Genomic DNA, 15,514 nt, shown 5'->3' with positions numbered 1-15,514 from the left:
GTTAGGCAGCACAAAAAAAGGGAGTTTACCTTGGAAGAAGCGAATATTTTTACACCTTATTATTTCTTTGACGTGGCAATGTCAGTTATTGCAATTATTGTTAACGTTTACGCATATGTTTCACTTAAGAAAACCTACAAAATTAAAAGTGATAAATACCTCTCACATCTTTCAAAGGGTTTCTTTTCGTTCGCACTTTCAACCTTTTTTAGTTTATTTTCCTTTATCATAATAATTTTAATTGCTGGTATTGCAGCTGATTCACCGCACTTTGAATTCTTTGTTGCTCTTCCTTACAACATTGCGTTTGCTATCGGTTTAATTTACTTCGTCCTAGGTATTAAAAACAGCAAAGTGCTGCGTTCAGCCTAACAAAGCAAATTAAAAAGTGCGGACAAAAATCAGTTGGCTTTGTTCGTACCTCACAAATTTTAGCCGTTTATTTGCGGCGTTAGTTTTAAAGGAGAGTTCAGTGGAAGTTGATAAATCAATAGTTCCTATCTTTATCAAGACAGATGTTCCTAAACGTATCGTTCAAATAGGAACCGCGGTATTTGTGGATTTGAATAACCATCCATTTCTATTTACCGCAGCACATGTTACAGATGACATGGAGAAAGGAACACTATTAGTCCCTACGGCAAATGGGTTGACTGAAATTGATGGTTATACTGCATTCATAGACCTACCACCTGAAATTGCTCGTGCTGACGACACTGTTGATATGGCTTATATTCGGTTGTCTTCAAAGTTTGCTTGCGAACTCTGCCATCATTTTTTGCCTCTTCTACAAACTAAATCGCAGTTAGTAGCCTCGTCTGAAGAACTAGGAGTGGTTTCCGTTGTCGGTTACCCTGCAAGTAAGTCTAAAAAGAAACCCGATGGTTTCAAATCAGAGCTTTACTATTTTCGGGGTGTCGCAGCACAGAAAGAAACTTACGACTCACTGAAACTATGTCCAATGACTAGCTCGATTATTCATTTTAGTATGAAGCGAACTGTCAATCCTAGTACCGATGAACGTATGACCCCACCAAGCCCGAATGGAATGAGCGGTGGTGCAGTTTTTGCGTGGCCAGCCGGTTATGAAACTTCAACTGATTGGACAGTGCCTAAATTAGTCGGTGTATTTCATACATATAAGAAAAAGGAAGGGCTAATGATCGGAAGTAACCTCATTAACTTCCTTGGAGCTACGGCTCTCGGTGAGATGAAAGGGTTCGGTGGAGTCGTTTAAAACTAACAAACAATTTAAGAGTGATTCAGCACGCTTGGCATTTTTGGTTTGGGTTTAGTTCAGTGTTTACGGGGTTCAAATGAAGTTCTGTGATCGCGTGCTTCACACCTTAATTGGGCGTTACTGATTAAATACTCTAACGTGTTTTTGACCATAAACAATTTAGATAATACGTCAGACTTAAATGGTTTGATATTCTTCATTACTTTTCTTTATTTTATTCATAGCTTCAAGGATTGCATTTTCATGCAATATGAATAAATTGTTTGATCTTTTTGAGTACGTTCTGTGTTGCTCTTCAGCGGAAGTGTAATGCATTCCGGAGCGGTCATGATTTGTATGTATAATATGAAGCATTCTATTTGCTTCAGATTCATTTTTTTCTTCTGTTGATAGCTTTTTCTCAGAGTTACTTATGTGGTGTAATATTTCTTTTGATTCAATTTCAGCTTCCGTTAGTGTTGAATAATTATTTGTTAATGCAACCAGTACATTTGTTTTAGCAAGTTTTCTAAACATAGTTAAGCAAGAACCTTTAGAGCCTTTCTTGTTAATTTTATAAGGGTTTGCCTTATCCATATTTTTAGGTGCATTCTTCTGCATGAACTCCCTAAGCGTATTGTATGGTAAATGATTTTCAGGATTTCGTATGCTTACAAACAAGTACTCTTTTATCTCACCATATACTCTTTTTGAATATGCTAATTGATCTTTTATGGCTTTTATCATTTCACTGGTTAATATTATTTTCTGTTCTTGTTGGTTTTTTGTTGGCCCTCTTTCTGTTGTGGTACTACCTGGTATTATCAAAACCTTCGGATCATCTAAATTATCTAAATAGCTGCTCTTTAATGTGCAAGCGCACTGAGGTCTTAATGCGGCAAAAATACAAAGCTTTAAAGCATTTACTAAATTTCTATTTTCGTTGTGTTCCAGAGCGATTAATAGCTTTGCTGTAGATTCATTATCTGTGTAGCCTTCATACTTTCTTATTTCACATCTTTTCTTAGATAAATATAAACTTTTGACATTATTAAAAGGGTTGTTCTTATAATTTAGTCTGTCTATTGAAAACTTAAATAAATCTTTAACGCGATGGAAAATGGTTTCTACATATTCCCTTGTAAGATCACTCTTTAATTTCGTAAATGCTAGTTGAATATCATCACTTGTAATATCAATAAACCTTTTATCAACACCAATGATAGTTGAAAATTTTCTAAGGTAGCATGAATACGTTCTAATGGTTCCATCTGAAAATGAACGACGATTACTCTTTTGCTCTTGTTTTAATTCTTCTATATACAGTTCAGCAACTTCTCCAAGCGTTTGACCATATAGGTGATTATATAAAATGATGGCGCTAAGCCTAGCAGCTTCAGCGACTGTCATTGTTTCAAAGCTACCTAAGAGAGTACTTTTTAACCCAATTTTTTTATCAAAATGTGCAAAAACTTTTACGACTCCATTTGGATAAAAAACGTATCTTAAGTTTTTTTCACTGTCATATTTAGACATCCTAAGATCTTTTTTTGGTTGACCTGGTTCTGGTTCTGGGTATTCAATTGCTGCAGCGCATTCAGATAATATTAAAATATCTTTATCACTATATGGTGGTTTAATACTGTCGAATTTCGACTTGCTAATACACTCACTTTCACTTTGCTTCTCAGACTCATTTTCACTTGTTATCTTAGATAGGTTTCTAATTTTATCTAATATTCTGCTTATTTTATTTTTCTTAAACTTCTTGTTGGTTTTTTTCATATTTTATTAAGTCTTTATTATTTCATCTGGGATGAATTAACTTTGTCGCTTTTTTATTATGTTGAATGAGTTTTTTGATTGCTGCAAGAGGGGGGAAGCCTTGCCAGCTATGGCTTTAAGCCTATGACTACTAAGATCATTTTGGTGGTGAAATTAAATGGCTTTGTTTAAGCTACTGATATGTCGTTTATAAGCTTATTATCAAATCTGAGCTTTTTGGTGGTGTATTAGTATGTTTTGGGTACTAAACTTTTTTAAATTTTTTTTAATAAAATTTTTTAACGATTTTTGTGTACTTTTTATAAATTCTTTGTAAGTTCATCAAAATTCAATACTTTTCTTCGTTCTACCGTTAAATTTATTTTTGCCAATACTATTTATTATTTTTGAGCGAAAAGTGTTCATCACCTTTGTTGTTGTACGAAAAATGACCCGGCTTTACGCTAAGTCATTATTTAGTTTCTATATGCTCTTTCAGTATACTTTTCGGATGAGTATTTAGCTTAAACAGCAATATCATCAAGGTAACTTTCGATTACAGTTCTACCATCTTTAGTCAGAATTAACTCTTTAACTGATTTTCCTGTATCGCCAAAAGGCTGATTTATGAATTGAATGTATGCACCTTTATGGACAAGCGATGCTTTTATTCGCTCTCTTAGCGCTTTTTTATGTTCCTTATCTTTGATTATTTTTTGTTGGTTTACCTGAAATGCTGTAGGCCTTAACTCTAAGCTTTGAAACTCATGGACTCGTTTTAAAATGCTGACCTCGTGTAACTTAAATACATTGAACTTAAGTTTTGTTGAAGTGCCGTAGAGCTCTTCAGATTTATCGTAGTTAAGCCCATTCGGATCATCAGACTTTCTCAAATGATGAAGTGCTAACCGGGTTAAGTCTTCTGCATGCTTAAAGTGGTAGCCGTTTGATACCAACAGCTCTTTTGTATTGGATTTAAAAAAGCTTCTACACATAGTACAAAATGCACCCGCAGAGCCTTTCATTACAATCTGTTCGATATCGCCTTTTACTGCATCAAATGGAGAATAGTCTTTGATAATTTTATCGAGGGAGCGTTTAGAAAATTGCTTCATAGGGTCGCGTGGTTGCAGAAAAATGAACTCTTGATTGCAATTAGGTCGTGCCGATTCCATCCATGCCCTTTGTTCAAGGATAATAGTTCGCATCATTTTTGTTAGTGGGAGTCTGTATTCTTTTTGGTTTTTCATTTCACCACGTACACCTACGATGGATGACGGAAAAGTTATTAAGGTCGGAAAGGTAATACTATTCAGCCATGACCATTTCATTTGAGGAATGTTGATAGGCCTCAAGCCCGTTAAAATCATAAACCTGGCTGCGTTCTTCTGGTGAATGCATGGCGTAGTTGCAAGGTTGATCCACAACTCTGCAATTGAATCTAAGTCAGTGTAGGCTTGGCACGGGCGGGGAGTATCAACTCGATCCGAAACATAATAATCATCGATGTCAGCAGCAGGATTACGGCCATTGTTAAACTTATTTTTGGCAAACTTCCATATACGCCTTATTTGAGCAAATAGCTCTATGGCTTGGTTGTTGGATTCGCTAGCAATAATTTTATCAATGATTCGCTCAAGATCCCCTGCCGTAATACTTTGAAATCTCGTTTTCATATTAAAGTACTGCTTAAGCTTTTTTACTCTGCACTTATATGTTCTCAATGAACCGGCTGCAAACTTTGTTGGTGCGAGTAAATGTCGGTTTGTCAGGTTCTGCTCATACTCTTTAAAAATAGTGTTTAAATCGGCGAATATCGTTCTTCCCTCTAATATCGTTTGCGTAAGCTCTCTTGCTTTTGCAATGGTGAGTTCTGGTAACTCCCCTAGCTTTACGTTTCGGATCTCTAATTTTTTTGGGAAATTAGAATAGAAGATGACCTTACCTTTTGGGGTGAAAACGAGCCGTAAATTGTGTTGTTGCTCATATTTAGACAAACGAACCAAGGGCTTATTTTTAATCCCTTGTTTTAAAGCAACTTTTCTCTCAAAATTTGAAATTATTTGAATCGCAGTAACACACTTTTTTATGTACAACATTGAAAAAGGTGCCTTCGTCTCTTTCCAAACTGCTTTTGCTTTGATGTATTCGGCTTTTGTAATGGGTTTTTTCGTGTTTTTCATTTCTCTAAAACTCAGGTTTATTAAGCCCTGCAGGCCTGTCGTTTGATCTAGATCAACAAAATTTAGAGTGGGGTAAAGTAGAATGCGCGACCGCTTTTGTAACGGCTGCTCATAAACAGAGTGTGCTACGAATTGTGTTATTATTTATCGAATATTTTTCAAACTAAGCTTGTTTGAAAAATATATGTGTTACATACCTACTCATGTAACTATTTGTTTTATAGTGATTTATGTTCGAGGGCATTAAATGGCATTACTCATCAATAACAAATGTATTAACTGTGATATGTGTGATCCGGAGTGCCCGAATGAGGCTATTTATATGGGCGCGAAGATATATCAAATAGACCCAAACAAATGCACTGAGTGTGTAGGGCACTACGATAACCCTACTTGTGTGAGTGTGTGTCCTATTGATTGCATTAAGCCAGATCCAAATCATCGTGAAACTTTAGATGAGCTAGCAGAGAAATACGTTAAATTGACTTCTCAAGCTTCTTAATTAAATTACTTTTCTTAATTCTTTTTGCTTATCCTAAAGTAGCACCCTGCGATAATTGTTCTACAATTTTATTAACAACACGTTAATAAAAAATCAGGGCGCTTTATGTGGTTTAGTAAATCCTTACAGGCTGAAGTTGATGCGTTAAAAGCTGAGCTTTATCCGCTAAAAGATCTCACTTCAGGTATTGATGAAGAGATGTTGGTGCTTAGGCTGCGTGCAGATGGCACAATGGCCTATATAAACCAGAACTTTTTAGATGAATTAGGCTACTCGCACAACCAGCTAATTGACTCGCCCTTTCAAGATATTATTACTGAACAATCTCGAAATACTGACCAGTTTGCAGAACTAAAAAACGCCATTGAAAATCAACAGCATGGAGTAGGGCACTTACAAATAACTCGCTATGACGGCAAGCTTGAGTGGCTCCGTTTGATTGCACACCCGGTACACACAGAGAAAGGTGAGCTTAATTACTTTGCTATTTATGGCACAGTGCTTACCGATGCAATTTCTACTTCTCGTGAACAGCGCGACACTATAAATGCTATCTATCGCTCGATGGCGGTTATTGAGTTTGACCTTGAGGGTAAGGTTATTAACGCAAATGAACCGTTTTTAGAGAGTATGGGTTATAAAAAAGAAGAGATAGTAGGTAAGCACCATAGTATGCTTTGTGAGCCTGAACTTGCTGAGTCAGCTGAGTATGAGAAGTTTTGGCAGCGCCTAAAACGCGGTGAGTTTGTTGTTGATCGTTTTAAACGTGTTGACCGTCATGGTAATGAAGTGTGGCTTGAAGCTTCATACAACCCCATTTCAAATGATTTTGGTGAGCTTTACAAAGTGATGAAGTTTGCCACAGTGATCACTGAGCAAGTTAATCGTGAACAGGCAATTTCACAAGCGGCCGAGATTGCGTATGGCACATCAACCGAGACCGATAAACTCGCTCAACAAGGGGCTGAGGTGTTACAAAATACCATGACGGTGATGAATGAATTAGCTCAGCAGATGGAGCAAGCAGCCCAAGAGATTTCAGCCCTCGATAAACAGTCACAACAAATTGCAGCCATTGTGCAAAGTATTAGTAGCATTGCAGAGCAAACAAACTTGCTGGCGCTAAATGCGGCCATTGAAGCCGCTCGTGCCGGTGAGCAAGGCCGAGGTTTTGCGGTGGTGGCTGATGAAGTCAGACAGCTTGCTTCAAGAACCTCAAAAGCCACTGAAGAAATTGTTGAAGTAGTAAATAACAATCAGTCACTTACGCAAAATACGGTAAAGGTTATTGAGCAAGGCAAGGTGAAAGCTGAGCAAGGTGTGTCTTTATCAAATGAGTCTGGCCAAGTGATGGAAGATATACAACACGGTGCGCAGCAAGTGGTTGATGCAGTTGGACAATTTGCAAATCAACTGAATCACTGACAAAAAGCCTACTCAGTTAGGCTTTTATAATGCTATTTAATTAAATCATTTCTTATTTTGCTTCAAGAAACTTCCTATTGTCTTGAAAGCGGGTATTTATCCAACTTTTTTACGCTAATATCATCGAACGGTACAGATTTAGTAGTCCTTATCGAGCTACTCTGTGATGATTTTAGTATTAAAGGTGGGATGATTTATGTTTTTTACCCAACCATTGAAAGAAAGGATAGCTCAGTTAGAAGAGGAGTTGTTTAACGTATCTCAAGTGAAAGATACATTAGATAATAGAATGTTTACGCTGGAACTTGATAAGGAAGGTTGTATCACGTTTGCCAATACGCAAGTATTAGCAGAGCTCGGCTATACAGAAGCCCAATTAATAGGAAAACCTCTGCTTGATTTGGTGCCTAGCACCGCTAAACAAGCTAAGCATTCCCTTCAGTTCAAACGAGCTATTTTAGACAAATCAGCTTGGGTCGGTGCTATTCAGCTTTTAAATGCACAGGACCAGCATGTTTGGTTAAGGGCATTTTTTCATCCAATCTTAAATAAACAGCAGGGCTTTGAAAAGTTTGATCTTCATGCCAGTGTGCTGACTCGAACAATTGAAACATCGCGAGAAAATAAAGACTTAGTTAAAGCAATTAATCGCTCTATGGCGGTTATTGAGTTTGATTTAGAAGGCCATGTTTTAAAAGCGAATAACCAATTTCTAGCGGGGGTTGGTTGGTTATACAAAAGACGAAATTATCGGTAAACATCACCGCATGTTTTGTGAACCTGATGAAGCAAATTCAACTGGCTATGCTGAGTTTTGGCAGAAATTACAAAAAGGCCAATTTATCTCGTCACGATTTAAGCGAGTGAATAAATTTGGTGAACCCATTTGGTTGGAGGCGACTTACAATCCGGTTTTTAACGAGCAAGATGTGCTTTATAAAGTCGTTAAGTTTGCCACTGTGATCACCGAACAAGTGAATTTAGAAATGGCTGTGTCTCAAGCGGCAGACATCGCTTACAGCACATCAACCGAAACTGATAAAGCAGCTAAGCAAGGTGCCACTGTTTTAGATGAAATGGTTCATGTAATGGACGGTCTAGCAAAGCAAATGGAGCAAGCTGCAGCTGAAATGGCAGAGCTTGATAAACAATCACAGCAAATTGCTGCCATAGTACAAAGTATTAGTAGTATTGCGGAGCAAACAAATTTATTAGCCCTTAATGCGGCAATTGAAGCGGCCCGTGCCGGCGAGCAAGGCAGGGGTTTTGCAGTAGTTGCTGATGAAGTCAGGCAGCTTGCTTTAAGAACCTCTAATTCGACAGTCGAGATTGTTGATGTTGTAAAACAGAATAGGTCTTTGACTAAACATACGGTAGAGGTTATTGAATTAGGAAAAACCAAAGCTGAGCAAGGATTTAACCTCGCCTCAGAATCAGGGCGTGTGATGAGCGACATTCAACATGGCGCTCAAAAAGTAGTGGATGCGGTTGGCCAGTTTTCACAAAAGATAAAGTAACTTTATCTATGTTTGTACTGGGTTTTACAGTAGCCACGGGATATATCTGGATGGCGTAGTTTTAAGTGTTTGGTTTGCCTACCCGCTGCGCGTTTTCGCCAAAGTTTAAAACTCGAGCTTGTTAATTGCTCACGCATTAGCGCGATAACGCTTTTTTCATTTAAACCAAACTGTTGGTTTATTGCTTCAAACGGGGTTCTGTCTTCCCACGCCATCTCTATGATGCGTGATATTTCATGATCTAAGTGCTGCATTACGGCTCCTTTTTGTTGCTTATACGTATTTGCAGCAGGTTTAGATTATAAGATATCGTGTTGCCAGTGCTCTGCTAAAAAATCGATGAATGCTCTGACCACATTTTGTTGGAAGTTACGCGATAAATACACCGCCCATAAGTGAGAGCCCATAGTAGTATGCTCTGGCAGTACTTTTACAAGCTCACCTGATGCCAAATAGTCATTGGCGAGATCGCATGGTAGGTGAGCAATCCCCATTCCTTGTTTCGCTGCTTTTAAAAGCACCCCCATATCGTTGGCAACAATGTTGCCCTTTACTGTCACTTTTTGTGTGTTGTCGTCGTGTTGAAATTGCCAAATAGTGTGTTTGTTATGAATAAGGCAATTATGTGCAGTTAAGTCATTTGGCTCATTAATCTGTGGGTTCGCAGCTAAATAATCGTTAGAAGCACATACTGCAGTTGCGATATACATTAGCTTACGGGCAATAAGACCTTCATCGGGCTGGTGGATGTAACGCAAAGCGATATCAACGCGGTCATCAACCAACTGCGATAAACTATCTGAAAGTAACAGCTCAAACCGCGTCTGAGGATGGCGTTTGGTGAACACTTCAATGGCATCAAACAGTTTATGTTGGCCAAGCCCAATAGGAGAGGCAACTCGAATGGTACCCACTAATTCGTTGTTGTGGCTGTGTGCTCGGCTTTGTAAGTCAGACACTTGATTTAGTATTTGCTGGCAATAGCTAAGGGCCTCTTCGCCTTGAAGAGTTAAACTGACTTTGCGTGTTGTGCGATGAAATAACCTTAAATTTAGCCACTTTTCAATATCTTGAATATGCCTAGAAACTTGTAATCGGCTTAAGCCTATATGCTCAGCGGCTTGAGTAAAGCTGCCTGTACGGGCAACTTCGACAAAGCTAGTAATTGAAGTGAGTTTATCCATTGGTATCTTAAAATGAAATAATGTGTATCTATATAGTGTATTTATCAGTAAATAGTGAACAAGTAAACTGCAATCATTGAAACAAACAACGGAGAATTCCTCATGAAATTAGCAGTTATTGGCGCAACAGGTTGGATTGGCAGCCACATTACTTCAGAAGCAATCGCACGTGGCCATCAAGTGAATGCATTAGTTAGAGACGCAGGTAAAGTAACCCAAGAAAACGTTACTGTAACTGAATTTGATTTAACAAAAGACGATATCGCAACTGCAGCTGAAGGCAGTGATGTTGTTATTGCTGCAATTGGTGGTCGTGCTTTAGGAAACCATGAAATTGTGGCAAACACAGCAAAACAATTACTAAACGCTCTTGCAGGTACTAACACACGCATTTTATGGGTGGGCGGTGCAGGTAGCTTAGAAGTGGCACCGGGTGTAACACTGGTATCAAGCCCAGATTTTCCTGCTGAATACAAAGCAGAAGCCATAGCTCAAGGTGAGGCACTTGATGTATTTAGAGCATCAACAGCAGCTACAGCTTGGACCTTTGTATCACCAGCAGCGGTAATCTACCCAGGTGAGTCAGAAGGCCCTTACCGCGTTGGTGGCGACAGCTTCTTTACTGATGCAAACGGCGAAAGCAAAATATCAGTAACCGATTATGCGAAAGCGATGCTTGATGAAGCACAGTCGGCAGCTCATTTAAATCAACGTATTAGTATTGCTTACTAATAGCGAGCCTTTCTTCAGGCTCATAAAATGGTATTCTTTAGCGATGTGTTAAGTTACCTATTTAATTTATGAGCCTGCTATTTTCTATTGCACTTGCAACCATTCCGGCCTTACCAGAAGCCGTCGCGAACAACGCTGTCGCCAAAGTTGTTATTGATGAACAAGCCTACTTCTTAAGCTTTATGGGCTTGAGCTCAGGCAAAGCACATACCGATGTTCACAATAAAGTGTGGGTCCTTAAAGTGGGAGATAACGCGTGGAAAACAGCTAAAGCTGTGCCAAGTACATTGCCCCTTACTGGTCGTTTGGCGAGTACTGCGGTGGGTGTTGGTCAACATGCCTATGTATTTGGTGGTTATACGGTAAGTGCCGATCATCAAGAAATCTCTTCACCCGATGTATATCGCTATGATGTGCTCTCTAATTCATATACGCAACTTGCCAATATGCCAGTACCGGTGGATGACAGCGTGGCGCTTTCGTACCAGCAGCGTTATATCTATTTAGTCAGTGGTTGGCATAACGATGGCAATGTTAACTTAGTACAAGTGTATGATACGCATACAGATACTTGGCAACAGGCTTCGCCATTTTTAGGTCAACCGGTGTTTGGCCAAGCAGCGGCAATCAGTGGTAACACTATATTGGTGTGTGATGGCGTTAAAACACAGGCGAATGCTGATAAACGTCGTTCTTTTGCTGCGGTTGCACAGTGTTTAAAAGGTACAATTGATGCAGATAACCCATTAAAGATAGATTGGCGTACCGTGCCACACCCAACAGGTGTTGCCCATTACCGTATGGCAGCAACCAGCTTTAATGGCGACATTTATATGATGGGCGGCTCTGATAACCCATATAACTACAATGGTATGGGGTACGATGGCAAACCAGCGCCAGCGAGTGATCATGTTTGGCGCTTTGATGTTGATAAAAACACATGGCAAGTAATGCCAAAAGCCGATACCGCGAGCATGGATCATCGAGGTTTATTAGAGCACCAAGGAAGTTTGTATCGCTTGGGTGGTATGGACAATAATCAACAAGTGACAGCCGATGCACTTGGATACAAGGTAAAGTTATCTCTATGAATACACTCTATATTACAGGGGCGGGAGTGAGTGCCGCTAGTGGTATACCGACCTTTCGTGGCGAAGATGGCTTTTGGACCATTGGCAGCAAAAATTATACGCCGATGGAAATGGCAACGCGTGCTATGTACGAAAATAACCCCCGCGAATTTTTAGCTTGGTATTATCATCGTTTTGCAACCTATCGCCATCACGGTCCCAATGAAGTGCATCATTGGTTGAGTGATAAAAATCTCATTACGCAAAATATCGATGGCCTTGATGGCAAAGCAGGTAACACCGATTTTATTTCTATTCATGGTCGCTTAGATCAAATGACACTGTTTCACCATCAAGGTGACGATGTGATGGCTTTTAACGCGCCGTGGGATAATGTCAACGAAGACAACCTCCACCTCTCACTACTTGAGGTGTTCAATATTAATAATGAAAGCCCCAAGCTCAACGAGTCGTTTAAGCCTTACGTGTTGTTATTTGATGAATACTACACAGAGCTTTATCGAATTTCAGAGGCGCAACAGCGCATGCTTGATGCCGATAAAATCGTCTTTATTGGCACCTCGTTTAGCGTCAATATTACCCAAATGGCACTCGATATTGCACGCAGTCAAGGCACGCCAATTGAAGTAGTAGACCCAGATCCTACTCACGTATTTCATCCTAATGTGACATATCACAAGATGACAGCGCTTGAGTATGTTCAGCAGCAAGAATAAAAATAAGGCGCTTATATTAAGCGCCTTATTTGATTAATTTTCAGCTTTTGTTTCTGTGATGTTTAACCTTGCTTGTAAGGGATCCGGTAAAAACTCTGCAGTCCCTGATTTACTCATTTGCAGTATAAAAGATTCATCATTTTTATATGCTTGCCAAGTCGGTAAACCTGGGCCATTTGGTGTGCCTAATTTAATAAAATTAGTCACATAACGGTGCATTATTTTAGCGGCTTGCTTATCTTGCTCAGTGGTGACATGACCATATTTCGCTGCCACAGTATTAAAAAAGTACGGAATTTCGCTGGCGTGCTCTGCACCGGGTTTATCTAAAGTTTGCGCCACATAACCAAAACGATACAAAAAGGCATCGTTACCCATATCTGTCACACGTTTTGCAACGAACCTTGCAGGCTCTTGCATTAAAGCATCTTGCCCAACTTGGTAATTGAGTAAAGGCAGTGGCGTTTCGCCGCTTGCATCGTAAGTCATTTTTGCTTGTGTACTTTGCTGGGCAAAACTTGCGAATAGCGCCTCTTTAGAAGCAAAATTAGCAAAGCCTAAATCCATATCTGTTGTGCCAACCATGGTCGCAACATGGCTAAATGAGCCTTTACTTAAGCGCGCTTCTGTCGCCGAATTGATGATGGTGCCATCTATAATTGGCCCGCCAACGTACGTAGACTCATCATCATTTTGTTGGTTTAATGTGCTCAAATTTAGGTTATCAACCACCTCTTCGGCAGTTAACTCACGCAGTGCAGCAAGGGCATTTTCATCACTGCCTAAAATAGTGTGTTGTTTGGCAAAGTTTTCGCCAATTTTTTCGGCGCTTAATACGGTGTCATCATCACTATTAAGTGGCAACTGCTTAAATAGCTCTCGTCCACCCGCTGACATAATAATCGCTTGTTGGAATAAGCCATTAGCTGCAGGGGTTTGCATCATCGCGTGTACCGATGCGCCTCCTGCAGATTCACCCATAAGCGTCACTTTTGCAGCATCACCACCAAATTGAGCAATATTTTGTTTAACCCACTCAAGAGCCGCAATTTGATCCATTAGAGCGTAGTTGCCAAGCGCATCGTTCTCAAAACGACTAAGAGCAGGGTGCGCAAAAAAGCCAAATCGGCCTAGACGATAATTAAAGCTAACAAAAATAACCCCTTGTTTAGCAAAGCTTTCACCTGAATAAACAGCAGGTGATGCGCCACCATTTACAAAGCCACCACCGTGTATCCACACCACAACAGGGTAAGCAGTATCGCTGTGTTTAGTGGGTTTAAATACATTTAAATAAAGGCAATCTTCCGAAGGAGTTGTTGTTAGCGGTGCAGCATCTGCTGCAAACGGCTTTTGCATACAGTCAGGCGCGTAATCGTTAAGTACTTTTACATCTTGCCACTTGGGCACAGGCTCTGGTGCTCGCCAGCGTAACTCTCCCACCGGAGCTGCAGCATACGGAATGCCTTTATAGGCAATAAAACGCCCTTCTTTTTGCCCTTGGATGAGCCCGCCTGTGACGGCAATTTGATCTGATTGAGGTTGTTCTTGGCAGCCTTGTAAAAATACAGCAGAGCCTAATAGAAAAGATGAGTAAAAAATCGATTTGAGAATACGCGATGTCATAACAAAGCCTAGGCTGTTTAGGTAAGGCTTATAATATTATATATTTGCTCAATGTTTAAGAAGAAAGCGCTTTAGTGTAAGAACAGGCAGTTAGTTAACCTGTTAATCATTAAGAAAAAAGAACCATTTTGTAATTCTATTTCTTATGCTACTAAGCTAATATTACTTAACTACCTTAATAACTGGTGTTTCAATGTGGTTTAGTAAAAATAAAGATCAACTCATTGATGCCTTGCAGCATGATGTTGATAAAAGTCAGCAATATTTAGCTGGGATCAGAGAAAATATTGCTTATATCGAATTTACACCAGATGGAACTGTTCTCGAAGCCAATGATTTGTTTTGTAAAACAATGAAAGTGCAAGCGGGCGATATTATTGGTCAGCATCATAGTAATTTTTGTGCGCCTGAATATAGCAGCTCAAAAGAGTATCAAACTTTTTGGCAAGATATTGCTAGAGGCCAAGCAAAGTCAGGGGTTTTCTCGCGCATAAATGGTGCTGGCGAAAATATTTGGCTACGTGCAACGTATTTTCCGGTACGCGGTGATGATGGCAAGGTACGCTGTGCAATTAAGTTCGCTTCAGAGATTACTAAAGAAGTCGAAAAACTTGATGAAATGTCGGCAATCTATGATGCCGTTAATAAAAGCACTGCAATGATCCGTTTTACGCCGGATGGTCATATTATTTCTGCAAATGATAATTTCTTAAATGTTGTGGGTTACAGTCTCGCTGAAATCCAAGGTCAGCATCATAAACTGTTTTGTTATGATGACTTTTATCAAAAGAACCCTAACTTTTGGCAAGAGCTGGCGAACGGTCGCATTTTCTCTGGGCAATTTTCTCGTAAAAAACGTGATGGCAGCCCGCTTTATTTAGAGGCAACTTACAACCCTATTTTTAATAAACAGGGTAAAGTGGCGCAGATCATTAAGTTTGCATCTGATGTCACCGCCAGAGTTAACAGCACCGAAGAAGTTAAACATGCAGCAGAAAATGCTGGCCACACGTCTGAGGAAACCTCGCAAGTCGTGACGAATGGTCAGCAGCGAATTTTAAGCAGTGTTGCGTCTTCAAAAAAAGTGAGCGAGCAAGTTCATCAAACCCGTGAGCTGTCGGATGTGTTAGCGCAGCAGTCATCACAAATAGGTGAAATTGTAACAACCATTAATAGCATCGCAGAACAAACAAACTTACTTGCCTTAAATGCAGCGATTGAAGCTGCCAGAGCCGGGGAGCATGGTCGCGGTTTTGCTGTGGTTGCCGATGAAGTAAGAAATTTATCGCAACGTACTTCTGTGTCGACCAGTGAAATATCAGGCTTAATTGGTAAGACGCAAGAAATCGCAGCAAAAATGACGGCTCTTATCGAAGAAATCGAAGCTCTGTCTGGTGAGTCTCAGCAAAATGTTGAAGAAGTCAGCATGATCATGGAAGACATTAAAACCGGTGCAGATAAAGTTGTGGATCAAATATCCGAAGTGATTATTCGTTACGATACACTCTAAACAACAAAAAGCCCGCAGTGCGGGCTTTTTAATGGGGGTATTGAT

15 protein-coding genes and 1 pseudogene are annotated in these 15,514 nt (G+C 39.8%); 11 read left to right on the top strand and 5 right to left on the bottom strand.

Features of this window, described 5'->3' with window-relative positions; translation table 11 throughout:
• Window positions 1-30 precede the first annotated feature (30 nt).
• Both KQP93_RS18455 and KQP93_RS18450 read left to right on the top strand, forming a co-directional pair.
• Window positions 31-372 carry a hypothetical protein gene (locus tag KQP93_RS18455; protein ID WP_217877285.1) on the top strand — a complete coding sequence of 114 codons (342 nt, stop codon included), beginning with the start codon at window positions 31-33 and terminating at the stop codon, window positions 370-372.
• A 100-nt stretch (window positions 373-472) separates the two neighbouring features.
• Window positions 473-1,237, top strand: coding sequence for a hypothetical protein (locus tag KQP93_RS18450; RefSeq protein ID WP_217877284.1), 765 nt, complete (start codon window positions 473-475; stop codon window positions 1,235-1,237).
• 180 nt (window positions 1,238-1,417) lie between these two features.
• Here KQP93_RS18450 and KQP93_RS18445 read toward each other — a convergent pair whose 3' ends face one another.
• Window positions 1,418-3,004 carry a hypothetical protein gene (locus KQP93_RS18445; RefSeq protein ID WP_217877283.1) on the bottom strand — a complete coding sequence of 529 codons (1,587 nt, stop codon included), beginning with the start codon at window positions 3,002-3,004 and terminating at the stop codon, window positions 1,418-1,420.
• A gap of 503 nt (window positions 3,005-3,507) precedes the next feature.
• Window positions 3,508-5,166 carry a tyrosine-type recombinase/integrase gene (locus KQP93_RS18440; protein ID WP_217877282.1) on the bottom strand — a complete coding sequence of 553 codons (1,659 nt, stop codon included), beginning with the start codon at window positions 5,164-5,166 and terminating at the stop codon, window positions 3,508-3,510.
• 247 nt (window positions 5,167-5,413) lie between these two features.
• On the opposite strand from KQP93_RS18440, the gene KQP93_RS18435 reads away from it, so the two are divergent.
• The 5 genes and pseudogenes from KQP93_RS18435 to KQP93_RS21685 all read left to right on the top strand — a co-directional run bounded on the left by KQP93_RS18435 (window position 5,414) and on the right by KQP93_RS21685 (window position 8,610).
• Window positions 5,414-5,668 carry a YfhL family 4Fe-4S dicluster ferredoxin gene (locus KQP93_RS18435; RefSeq protein WP_054562570.1) on the top strand — a complete coding sequence of 85 codons (255 nt, stop codon included), beginning with the start codon at window positions 5,414-5,416 and terminating at the stop codon, window positions 5,666-5,668.
• A gap of 105 nt (window positions 5,669-5,773) precedes the next feature.
• Window positions 5,774-6,505 (top strand): annotated as a pseudogene (locus tag KQP93_RS21565) (PAS domain-containing protein); the annotation flags it as partial.
• Between the two features lie 12 nt (window positions 6,506-6,517).
• A complete protein-coding gene (locus tag KQP93_RS21560; protein ID WP_369598770.1) occupies window positions 6,518-7,093 on the top strand; it encodes a methyl-accepting chemotaxis protein in 576 nt (191 codons plus the stop codon).
• A gap of 196 nt (window positions 7,094-7,289) precedes the next feature.
• The gene (locus KQP93_RS21690) at window positions 7,290-7,850 is read left to right on the top strand and encodes a PAS domain-containing protein (protein WP_217877280.1); all 561 of its coding nucleotides are present in this window, start codon (window positions 7,290-7,292) and stop codon (window positions 7,848-7,850) included.
• Window positions 7,851-7,860: 10 nt separating this feature from the next.
• Window positions 7,861-8,610 carry a methyl-accepting chemotaxis protein gene (locus KQP93_RS21685; RefSeq protein WP_217877279.1) on the top strand — a complete coding sequence of 250 codons (750 nt, stop codon included), beginning with the start codon at window positions 7,861-7,863 and terminating at the stop codon, window positions 8,608-8,610.
• A 2-nt stretch (window positions 8,611-8,612) separates the two neighbouring features.
• Here KQP93_RS21685 and KQP93_RS18415 read toward each other — a convergent pair whose 3' ends face one another.
• On the bottom strand, window positions 8,613-8,864 hold the full coding sequence (locus tag KQP93_RS18415) for a TIGR03643 family protein (RefSeq protein ID WP_058584633.1): 252 nt from the start codon (window positions 8,862-8,864) through the stop codon (window positions 8,613-8,615).
• A gap of 45 nt (window positions 8,865-8,909) precedes the next feature.
• On the bottom strand, window positions 8,910-9,794 hold the full coding sequence (locus KQP93_RS18410) for a LysR family transcriptional regulator (protein WP_217877278.1): 885 nt from the start codon (window positions 9,792-9,794) through the stop codon (window positions 8,910-8,912).
• 102 nt (window positions 9,795-9,896) lie between these two features.
• Here KQP93_RS18410 and KQP93_RS18405 point away from each other — a divergent pair, with 102 nt between their 5' ends.
• The 3 genes from KQP93_RS18405 to KQP93_RS18395 all read left to right on the top strand — a co-directional run bounded on the left by KQP93_RS18405 (window position 9,897) and on the right by KQP93_RS18395 (window position 12,333).
• Window positions 9,897-10,526: an NAD(P)-dependent oxidoreductase gene (locus KQP93_RS18405; protein ID WP_217877277.1), complete on the top strand. Its 630-nt coding sequence runs from the start codon at window positions 9,897-9,899 to the stop codon at window positions 10,524-10,526.
• A 68-nt stretch (window positions 10,527-10,594) separates the two neighbouring features.
• On the top strand, window positions 10,595-11,617 hold the full coding sequence (locus KQP93_RS18400; protein WP_217877276.1) for a Kelch repeat-containing protein: 1,023 nt from the start codon (window positions 10,595-10,597) through the stop codon (window positions 11,615-11,617).
• A complete protein-coding gene (locus tag KQP93_RS18395; protein ID WP_217877275.1) occupies window positions 11,614-12,333 on the top strand; it encodes an SIR2 family NAD-dependent protein deacylase in 720 nt (239 codons plus the stop codon). Before KQP93_RS18400 ends, KQP93_RS18395 begins: the two co-directional genes overlap by 4 nt.
• A gap of 33 nt (window positions 12,334-12,366) precedes the next feature.
• On the opposite strand, the gene KQP93_RS18390 is transcribed toward KQP93_RS18395, so the two are convergent.
• On the bottom strand, window positions 12,367-13,959 hold the full coding sequence (locus KQP93_RS18390) for a carboxylesterase/lipase family protein (protein WP_217877274.1): 1,593 nt from the start codon (window positions 13,957-13,959) through the stop codon (window positions 12,367-12,369).
• A gap of 193 nt (window positions 13,960-14,152) precedes the next feature.
• On the opposite strand from KQP93_RS18390, the gene KQP93_RS21595 reads away from it, so the two are divergent.
• Window positions 14,153-15,469, top strand: coding sequence for a methyl-accepting chemotaxis protein (locus tag KQP93_RS21595; RefSeq protein WP_217877273.1), 1,317 nt, complete (start codon window positions 14,153-14,155; stop codon window positions 15,467-15,469).
• The last annotated feature ends 45 nt before the right edge of the window (window positions 15,470-15,514 follow it).

The sequence above is a fragment of the Pseudoalteromonas shioyasakiensis genome (assembly GCF_019134595.1).
GTDB lineage: Bacteria > Pseudomonadota > Gammaproteobacteria > Enterobacterales > Alteromonadaceae > Pseudoalteromonas > Pseudoalteromonas shioyasakiensis_A.
Note: the sequence above shows the minus strand (reverse complement) of the source record. Positions and strands in the feature narration are given on the sequence as shown.

What these genes read in the sequence shown, in the direction of transcription:
- KQP93_RS18445 (WP_217877283.1), bottom strand. Translation starts at nt 3,004, where the DNA reads ATGAAAAAAACCAACAAGAAGTTTAAGAAAAATAAAATAAGCAGAATA.
- KQP93_RS18440 (WP_217877282.1), bottom strand. Translation starts at nt 5,166, where the DNA reads ATGAAAAACACGAAAAAACCCATTACAAAAGCCGAATACATCAAAGCA.
- KQP93_RS18435 (WP_054562570.1), top strand. Translation starts at nt 5,414, where the DNA reads ATGGCATTACTCATCAATAACAAATGTATTAACTGTGATATGTGTGAT.
- KQP93_RS21560 (WP_369598770.1), top strand. Translation starts at nt 6,518, where the DNA reads ATGAAGTTTGCCACAGTGATCACTGAGCAAGTTAATCGTGAACAGGCA.
- KQP93_RS21690 (WP_217877280.1), top strand. Translation starts at nt 7,290, where the DNA reads ATGTTTTTTACCCAACCATTGAAAGAAAGGATAGCTCAGTTAGAAGAG.
- KQP93_RS21685 (WP_217877279.1), top strand. Translation starts at nt 7,861, where the DNA reads ATGTTTTGTGAACCTGATGAAGCAAATTCAACTGGCTATGCTGAGTTT.
- KQP93_RS18415 (WP_058584633.1), bottom strand. Translation starts at nt 8,864, where the DNA reads ATGCAGCACTTAGATCATGAAATATCACGCATCATAGAGATGGCGTGG.
- KQP93_RS18410 (WP_217877278.1), bottom strand. Translation starts at nt 9,794, where the DNA reads ATGGATAAACTCACTTCAATTACTAGCTTTGTCGAAGTTGCCCGTACA.
- KQP93_RS18405 (WP_217877277.1), top strand. Translation starts at nt 9,897, where the DNA reads ATGAAATTAGCAGTTATTGGCGCAACAGGTTGGATTGGCAGCCACATT.
- KQP93_RS18400 (WP_217877276.1), top strand. Translation starts at nt 10,595, where the DNA reads ATGAGCCTGCTATTTTCTATTGCACTTGCAACCATTCCGGCCTTACCA.
- KQP93_RS18395 (WP_217877275.1), top strand. Translation starts at nt 11,614, where the DNA reads ATGAATACACTCTATATTACAGGGGCGGGAGTGAGTGCCGCTAGTGGT.
- KQP93_RS18390 (WP_217877274.1), bottom strand. Translation starts at nt 13,959, where the DNA reads ATGACATCGCGTATTCTCAAATCGATTTTTTACTCATCTTTTCTATTA.
- KQP93_RS21595 (WP_217877273.1), top strand. Translation starts at nt 14,153, where the DNA reads ATGTGGTTTAGTAAAAATAAAGATCAACTCATTGATGCCTTGCAGCAT.